The organism is Thermosulfurimonas sp., from assembly GCF_015491435.1.
GTDB lineage: Bacteria > Desulfobacterota > Thermodesulfobacteria > Thermodesulfobacteriales > Thermodesulfobacteriaceae > Thermosulfurimonas_A.
In genome coordinates this window covers 1-7,759 of sequence record NZ_WFVX01000099.1, presented here as the reverse complement: position 1 = coordinate 7,759, position 7,759 = coordinate 1, and the positions used below count along the sequence as shown (strand labels likewise).

Genomic DNA, 7,759 nt, shown 5'->3' with positions numbered 1-7,759 from the left:
CCCGGAAACTGGGCACCTTTGAGATGGTCCTGGGAGACCCCGAAGCCGCGGAAAAATACGTGGAAAGGATCCGTCAGGTCACCACCGAGGATATCCTGGCCGCGGCTCAGAGATACTTTCAGCGCAGCAAGGTGGTGGCCGGCATCCTTACCGCCGACGAAAACCTCTCCTCCCAGGAACTCCAGCGCATGGTAGAGGAAGCCGAACTGGAGGCCCAGGGGATAACCACCGGCGAAGCCGGGCCGGTGATTCCCCCGGTTTATCGTAAGCTCCCCAACGGTCTCCGGGTGATCATTCAACCCCTGCACGACGTGCCCTCCGTGGGCATGGCCCTGGTATTCCCCGGAGGCTTACGGTACGAGACCCCGGAGACCAACGGGCTTTTCCGGGCGCTGGCTACGGTATGGCCCCGGGCCACCCGTAAACACTCCGCCGAGGAACTCTCCCGCCTGATCGAGGATCTGGGGGGACGCATCCGGGGGTTCTCCGGTCGCAATACCTTCGGCCTAGAGGCCTCCTTTCTGAGCGATGGCTTCGATCAAGGGCTGGACCTTTTCCTGGAGGTGATTCGGGAGCCCTCCTTTGCGGATACCGAGGTCCAGAAAGCGCGACCGGAACTCCTTTCCGCCCTCCTGCGCCAGGAGGACCAGCCCATGCAGGTGGCCCTGCGGGAATTCTACCGGGTCATGTTCTCCCCTCACCCCTACGGATTAAACCTCCTGGGATCCAAGAGCTTCCTGGAGAAGGTCTCCGGGGATATCCTCCGTCGGGCTTACGCCCGGTATGTACGCCCGGACACCGGAGTGCTGGCCATCGTGGGGGATGTGGAACCGGAGAAGGTGTTGAGCAAACTGGAAAAGGCCCTGGCCAACTGGACCGCTCCTCCGGAACCCCTGCCTTCGGATCAAACCCCGCCTCCCCTGGTGGGCCCCCGCATTACCACCCTTACCAAAAACGCCGAACAGACCCAGATCCTCCTGGGCTTTCGGGCGGTGGGCCTGAACAGTCCCGATCGCTATCCCCTGGAGGTGCTCAATGCGGTCCTGGCCGGACAGGGGGGAAGACTCTTCCGGGACCTTCGAGACCGGGAGGCCCTGGCCTATACCGTGACCTCCTTCCTCACCTTCGGAGTGAATACCGGTTCTCTGGCCCTTTACCTTGCCTGCGCTCCGGACAAGAAAGACCAGGCCCTGTCCGGTCTGTGGCAGGAGATTGCCCGGATCAAGGAACAGGGCATCACCGCGGAAGAACTCCACCGGGCCCAGAACTGGCTTATCGGAAACTATGAAACCGATCTCCAGACCAATCTGGCTCAGGCCCTGGATCGTGCCCTGAACGAGGCCCTGGGTCTGGGATTCAACTATTTCTATCATTATCTGGAGCAGATCCGCCGGGTAACCCCCCAGGAGGTACAGGAGGTGGCCCGGAAATATCTGGACGATAAGGACTATGTGCTGGTAATCCTGGAACCCTCGGAGACAGGTCAATGATAGAAGTAGTGGCGCAGGGATTCCCCCAGGGCCATGATGACCCCGGCCCAGAGGGCTATGCGCAGGAATTGGTCCCGGGAGAGCCCCCGACGCAGGAATTGCTGAAGGGCCCATTTGAAGAGATAGGCAAATCCCAGACCGTAAAGGATCACTGCCCCCAGAAAACGCAGGCTTTCTATAAGGGTGCGTTCCAGGGATTGGGGATAGTATCGGATACTCAGAAAGATCAGAAGGATTACTCCGGAAAGATATTCCTTCCAGGCCTGCATAAAGGCAGTATAACACGATGGGTTCTGGTCGGGTAAGGGTCAAAATCTGCGGTATAACCGAGCCCGAAACGGCTCTCCTGGCGGTGGAACTGGGGGCCGCGGCCCTGGGGTTTATCTTCTATCCACGCAGTCCTCGTTATATTCCTCCCCCGAAGGCCCGGGAGATAATAGCCCTTCTCCCTCCCCTGATAACCACGGTGGGGGTCTTTGTGGATGAGGATCCCTCCCGCATAAAGGAAATTATGGATTATGTAGGGCTGGATCTGGTTCAGCTTCACGGGCGGGAATCCCCGGAAACCTGTGCGCTTTTTTTTCCCCGGGTGATAAAGGCCCTCCGGCTCCGGGGGGAGGAAGATCTCCCTCAGCTGGGGTCCTATCGAGGGAAGGTGCGGGGAGTTTTACTGGAACCCTATGTAAAGGGACTTCCCGGAGGCACGGGAAGAACTCTGGACTGGAACCTGGCCCTTAAGGCCCGGGATTACGGTCTGCCCCTCATTCTGGCCGGAGGGCTGTCTCCGGAGAATATTCGCCAGGCCGTACTCACGGTCAGACCCTATGCGGTGGATGTAAATTCCGGAGTGGAAAAGGAGCCCGGAAGGAAGGACCCGGAACGACTCCGGGCCCTCTTCCGGGCCTTGGAGGGGTTGGGGGATTAAAACCCCCGGTGCCAGTTACACCGCGGGCAGGGGCCTTGGGGGTCCATGTTCTGACAGAACCTGTCCCGGGTGTTCTTCCGGCAGTACTCCCGCATCTCCTGCCAGACTCTCTCCCGAAGCTCCCTCATCTTCTGCCAGTGTGCACGCATGTTCTTTCGGATCTCCCGACAGGCGGGGCTATCCGGATTCACCCAGCGACAGTATCGCCATACACCGCCCCAGGGCGGCCCGGCCGGAGCCTCCACGGTCTGGTTATCCGAGGGCCCCGGCCCGGATTGCGAGGCCGTAAAACCCACACCGGTCAGGAAGATCAACCCTATAAGCCCTAAAACCAACCCGGTCTTCTTCATTTTTTCACCTCCGTTTATAGATTTTTAAAATTCCTGCTGCCATCTGCGTATATCCCGGCGCAACTCCCGCCGATCCCGGCGAAGTTCCCGCCGATCCCGGCGTAGCTCCCGGCGGTCCTCCCGGATCTTCCGGCGGTCGTAGCCCATCTCCCCGGGGCGACGATAGGGATCCCGGCGGTCGCGGTGCCATTTGCGCCAGTCCCTCCTCAGTTCCCGCCGATCCCAGCGTAGCTCGCGTCGATCCCAGCGAATTTCCCTCAGATCTCGCCGGATCTCCGGAGGGAGACCCCGGTTAGCCGCAGCCACCATCCCCGGACCACCGAGCATTGCGGTCCCCAGGACACCGAGGATCATCAGGGTCTTGAATCTCTTCATCCTCTCACCTCCTTTTTTAGTAATAGTTTCCGGTCTTGGTCCCCTCGCAGACCTCCTCGATCCGATCGGCCACGAGGCGGCCGTTTCGCCAGATCCGTTTGTGAATCTTATGGCAGTAAGTTTTCTGGTTATATTCCACGGGCGTGGCCTCCACCACGGCGTCGGCCTGCCGATAGACCACCCGCTGACCGGTGGCTGCAGCCTGGCTGCTTGCCCGGGAGCTTATGGCCGCAAGCCCTCCGCCCAGGGTAGCTCCCAGGGCCCCTCCGATCACCGCTCCCCGCCAGGGATTGTGATGATCAAGGAGGGCCCCGGAGAAGGCTCCCACCGCCGCCCCCAGGCCGGCCCCCTGGTAGGGAGCGCTGGTCTGGGTGGTGGTGCAGGCCGAAAGGAAAAACCCCACCATCAGGATCACCGGGATAGCTCTAATTTTCCGCATTTCCTTCACCTCCTTGGAGCCTTTACCCTCCGGGAAATCAAAGGGCGTGCCAGAAGCCGCTTTCCCTTGTCTCCCAAGGCTTTGAGCCTCCTGCCATCTCCTTTTAACCTCCCCTTTACCTCGACAATTTTTCCGAAACCTTCGACAATCCTGTCGAATCCTGCGGGCCCGGAACCCCCGGTATCCGGCCCCTTCCGGATCTCTCGGATTCCGGTAGTCTCAGGCACGGATCCTGCATAAAATGAAGATGATGCGCGGGTGGATTTTTCTTCTGATATTTCTCTGGGGATGGTTTAGCGGGCCGGGACTGCGGGCCCAGGGTTGCTGGGAGGGACGCAAGGTCCGCATCACCGGCTGGGTACGGGAATGGCGCCCTCCCCTGCTGGTGGTGGAGACTTCGGAAGGAAAGACCTTTTATCTGCGCCTGGGGCCTTACAGGTTCTGGAGGAAATGGGAACGCTCCCTTCGGCCCGGAGAGAAGATCTGGATCCAGGGCTGGCGTTGCGGAGATATGCTCATCCCGGAAGTGCTTAAGTCTCGCCACCTGCAATTGCGGCTCCGGGACGAACAGGGATGGCCCCTCTGGAAAAGGCCCTGCCCCTGGGAAAAACGTCGTTTTCGGCGCTGGCGCAGGAGATGGTGGTGAGATCGCGCTTCCGTTTCTATTTTGCGGTAGGGGTGGGGCTTCTGGGGGTCACCTTTCTGCTCCAGCTCTTTATCATCCGGCGCACCCTTACTGCCCACCAGCGCTTTGAGGCCGAAAGGGCCCTGGGATTGATCGAGGGACGCCTGCGGGGTTATCTGGATCTCCTGCGGGTGTTACCCAACCCCCCGACTTTCCTCCGCAATCTGGCTTGGCTCACCGATGAATTACAGAGCGATCCGGGGCTGGTAGGAGTGCTGGTTACGGAAAAGAATCGGGTCCTTCTCAATACCTTCCCCGAGGAATTGAGCCGGAATCTTCCCCCTTTTTCCCGGTGTGTCGGGGGTTTCCAGAGGGACCGCCTCTTCTATCTCTGTCGCCGAAGCGAACTGGCCCCGGGAAGATACTTCCGGTTGCTGGTGGCCTTTGACAACACCTTCAAGAGTATGCTCTTTGAGGAAGCCCTGTTTTACGGAGGCCTGGTGTTTCTGGGAGGTCTCCTCCTGCTGGGCTTGACCTATCTTTACGCCCTCAGATTGGAAAAAGAACAGGAACGCCTGACCCGAAGGCTCCTTTCCTCGGAAAAACTGGCGGCCATGGGACGTCTGGCCGCCATGCTGGCCCATGAGATCCGCAACCCCCTGCACACTCTCTCCATGGGACTTCAATATCTCTGGGAGGATCCTCAGGCCGCCCATGAGTACCGTCCCTTGCTGGAAAAAGAGATCCAGCGACTGAGCGAACTCACCTCCGAACTGCTTCGCTTAGCGCGGGGGTTCGAGATCCAGCCGGAGAATTTTCCCGTCTCCGACCTGATTGGGGAGATCCAGAGTCGATTCCATCCCAAGGCTCAGGCCCGGGGGTTGCACTTCGAGGTGCAGCTGGAGGACGGAGAACTCCGGGCGGATCGGCGCTGGCTTTATCGGGCGCTCTTCAATCTCCTGGCCAACGCCCTGGAGGCCCCGGAGGGCAACCGGATCCGCCTCACGGTGTCCTTTACCGAGGAAGAAGTCCGGTTCTCCGTCTGCAACACCGGAACGGAGATCCCGGAGGAGCTGCGGGAAAGGGTCTTTGAGCCCTTTTTCACCACCCGGGAGGGAGGTTTCGGTCTGGGGCTTTATATTGTAAGGCAGGTGGCCGAGGCCCACGGAGGCCGGGTTACCCTTAAAAAGCACGGAGAGGAAGTATGCTTCGAGCTGAGCATCCCACGGTCCTCCTGATCGAGGACGAAGAGGCCCAGAGAAAGATCCTGGGGGACTATCTCCGCCGCAAGGGTTTCCGCATCCTGGAAGCGGAAAGCGGAGCCGAGGGGCTACGTATCCTTGAGCAGGAACAACCGGAACTGGTGCTGCTGGACTGGCGCCTTCCGGATGAGGACGGTCTTCGCCTCCTCCCCCGTATCCGGGAAAGAAGCCCTCTTACCGCCATTGTAATGCTTACGGCCTTTGCCACGGTGGAACGGGCGGTGGAGGCCATGAAGCTCGGGGCCTATCATTATCTCACCAAGCCCGTAAATCTGGAGGAACTGGTCCTGATCCTTGACCGGGCCCTTTCGGAACTTCGCCTGCGCCGCGAGGTAGAGGACTTGCGAAGGAAGCTCGCCTCCCTGGAGCTTCCCGAGGCCGAAGACCTGGTGGCCGAAAGCCCGGCCATGAAGGAGATCCTGAGGCTCTGTGCCCGGGTGGCTCCCACCGAGGCCACAGTGCTTCTTACCGGGGAATCCGGCACCGGAAAAGAGGTCCTGGCCGGGTTGATCCACCGCTTAAGTCCCCGCAGGGATAAACCTTTCCTCAAGATCAACTGCGCAGCCATCCCGGAGGGGCTGCTGGAGTCCGAACTCTTCGGCCACGAACGGGGGGCCTTTACCGGGGCCGATAAGGCCAAACCCGGACTTTTTGAAGAAGCCGGAGAGGGAACCCTTTTCCTGGATGAAATAGGAGAACTTCCCCTTGCTCTTCAGGCCAAGCTCCTGCGGGTGCTTCAGGACGGAACCTTTCGCCGGCTGGGAGGACGCAGGGAGCTTCGCAGCCGGGCCCGGATCATCGCTGCCACCAACCGGGACCTCAACGCCATGGTGCGGGAGGGGCGCTTTCGCGAGGATCTTTACTGGCGTCTTTCGGTGATTACCATCCACCTTCCGCCTCTACGGGAAAGACGGGAAGACCTCCTGCCCCTGGCCCGCTTCTTTCTTCGGAAATATGCTCGCAAATATCAGAAACCCGTGGAAGATTTCTCACGGGAGGCCCTGGAACGACTGCTTTCCTATGCCTTTCCCGGCAATGTACGCGAACTTCAGAACATGATCGAAAGGGCGGTCATCCTGGCCGAAGGTCCCCTGATAACCCTGAAGGACCTGGCCTTTGCCCCTGCCGGTGAGGACCTCTGGGCTCGGATCCGGAGCCTTCCGCTTCCGGAAGCGGTAGAACTTCTGGAAAAGACCCGCCTGGAGGAGGCCCTGAAGGCCAGCGGCGGGATCAAGACCCGGGCCGCAGAACTCCTGGGTATCTCCGAAAGAGTCCTGCGTTATAAGCTGGAAAAATACGGCCTATCTGGTGAGTAGGGCCCGGCGATACCGATCCCAGAGGAGCCGAAAGGTGGGGGTAAAATCCTCGGGCCTTTCGGTAAGCCACTGTTCCAGCTCCTCCGGGCTCACAAACCGCCCCTCTTCGATCTCCATGGGATTGGGACGGGGATTCTTGCGGGTGGTCCCTTTGAAGATAACCACGAATTCATAGCCGGTCTCCGGGGAGGCCGGCAACCGCCCCACCTCCTTCAGACCGCACAGCAACCCCAGTTCTTCCTTCAATTCCCGGCGTGCAGCCACCGGATAGGGCTCACCGGGGGCCACGTGCCCCGAGGCCGAAGAATCCCATTTTCCCGGATTTTCGTCCTTGAGACGGGAGCGTTTCTGGAGATAGAGCCGTCCCTCCGGATTAAAGATCACCACGTGGACAGATTTATGAAAGAGTTTCTGTTCATGGATCTGACCCCGGGGGAGGAGCCCCATGGTGTTTCCCTGTTCATCCACCACTTCCAGCATCTCCAGGAGCATCCCCTCCGGGCTGTCTTTTCGCTTACGTCCCCGTTTGGCCATAGGTTTTCTCCACCTGATCGATTTTTTCGGGCAATTGATTGATTATACTTGCAAAATAGGCTGCTCCCACGCCGTTGTCAATATTTACCACCGCCACACCGGGGGCGCAGGTATTGAGCATGGCCAGCAACGGGGCCAATCCCCCGAAATGGGCTCCGTAGCCCACGCTGGTAGGGACGGCGATCACCGGTCGATCCACCAGACCGGCCACCAGACTGGGCAGGGCCCCTTCCATTCCGGCCACCGCGATCAGGACCCGGGCCGCAAGCAGCTTCTCCCGCTGGGAAAGCAACCGGTGGACTCCGGCCACCCCCACGTCGTAAAGGGTGTCCACCCGGTTGCCGAAATATTCCGCCGCCACCCGGGCCTCCTCGGCCACCGGGAGATCCGCCGTCCCCCCGGATACAACCAGGATCTGGCCCACCCTGGGACCGGGAAGCCCC

Annotated in this window: 11 protein-coding genes; 5 read left to right on the top strand and 6 right to left on the bottom strand. The window is 60.3% G+C overall.

What is annotated here, in order from left to right; genetic code table 11:
- A partial coding sequence (locus F8J34_RS04445; RefSeq protein WP_297056802.1) for an insulinase family protein occupies window positions 1–1,490 on the top strand: 1,490 nt, incomplete at its 5' end.
- On the opposite strand, the gene F8J34_RS04440 is transcribed toward F8J34_RS04445, so the two are convergent.
- A complete protein-coding gene (locus F8J34_RS04440) occupies window positions 1,484–1,759 on the bottom strand; it encodes a hypothetical protein (RefSeq protein ID WP_297056801.1) in 276 nt (91 codons plus the stop codon). The genes F8J34_RS04445 and F8J34_RS04440 overlap by 7 nt on opposite strands.
- 17 nt (window positions 1,760–1,776) lie before the next feature.
- Between F8J34_RS04440 and F8J34_RS04435 the strand changes: the two genes are divergently transcribed.
- A complete protein-coding gene (locus F8J34_RS04435; RefSeq protein WP_297056800.1) occupies window positions 1,777–2,415 on the top strand; it encodes a phosphoribosylanthranilate isomerase in 639 nt (212 codons plus the stop codon).
- Here F8J34_RS04435 and F8J34_RS04430 read toward each other — a convergent pair.
- The 3 genes from F8J34_RS04430 to F8J34_RS04420 are packed head-to-tail and all read right to left on the bottom strand — an operon-like array spanning window position 2,412 to window position 3,579.
- The gene (locus tag F8J34_RS04430; RefSeq protein ID WP_297056799.1) at window positions 2,412–2,765 is read right to left on the bottom strand and encodes a hypothetical protein; all 354 of its coding nucleotides are present in this window, start codon (window positions 2,763–2,765) and stop codon (window positions 2,412–2,414) included. The genes F8J34_RS04435 and F8J34_RS04430 overlap by 4 nt on opposite strands.
- Before the next feature lie 24 nt (window positions 2,766–2,789).
- Window positions 2,790–3,140: a hypothetical protein gene (locus F8J34_RS04425; RefSeq protein WP_297056798.1), complete on the bottom strand. Its 351-nt coding sequence runs from the start codon at window positions 3,138–3,140 to the stop codon at window positions 2,790–2,792.
- 16 nt (window positions 3,141–3,156) lie between these two features.
- The gene (locus tag F8J34_RS04420; RefSeq protein ID WP_297056797.1) at window positions 3,157–3,579 is read right to left on the bottom strand and encodes a YMGG-like glycine zipper-containing protein; all 423 of its coding nucleotides are present in this window, start codon (window positions 3,577–3,579) and stop codon (window positions 3,157–3,159) included.
- 250 nt (window positions 3,580–3,829) lie between these two features.
- On the opposite strand from F8J34_RS04420, the gene F8J34_RS04415 reads away from it, so the two are divergent.
- From F8J34_RS04415 to F8J34_RS04405, 3 genes are read left to right on the top strand one after another with little or no spacing between them, the layout of a single operon-like run.
- Window positions 3,830–4,225, top strand: coding sequence for a hypothetical protein (locus tag F8J34_RS04415; protein WP_297056796.1), 396 nt, complete (start codon window positions 3,830–3,832; stop codon window positions 4,223–4,225).
- The gene (locus F8J34_RS04410; protein WP_297056795.1) at window positions 4,153–5,442 is read left to right on the top strand and encodes a HAMP domain-containing sensor histidine kinase; all 1,290 of its coding nucleotides are present in this window, start codon (window positions 4,153–4,155) and stop codon (window positions 5,440–5,442) included. The genes F8J34_RS04415 and F8J34_RS04410 overlap by 73 nt, the downstream gene beginning before the upstream one ends.
- Entirely contained in the window at window positions 5,409–6,782 is a 1,374-nt protein-coding gene (locus tag F8J34_RS04405) for a sigma-54 dependent transcriptional regulator (RefSeq protein ID WP_297056794.1), read from the top strand. The genes F8J34_RS04410 and F8J34_RS04405 overlap by 34 nt, the downstream gene beginning before the upstream one ends.
- Here the strand turns inward: F8J34_RS04405 and F8J34_RS04400 are convergent.
- A complete protein-coding gene (locus tag F8J34_RS04400) occupies window positions 6,768–7,316 on the bottom strand; it encodes an NUDIX domain-containing protein (protein WP_297056793.1) in 549 nt (182 codons plus the stop codon). The two genes, F8J34_RS04405 and F8J34_RS04400, sit on opposite strands and share 15 nt — an antisense overlap.
- A partial coding sequence (gene larB, locus F8J34_RS04395; RefSeq protein WP_297056792.1) for a nickel pincer cofactor biosynthesis protein LarB occupies window positions 7,297–7,759 on the bottom strand: 463 nt, incomplete at its 5' end. The genes F8J34_RS04400 and larB, both read right to left, overlap by 20 nt.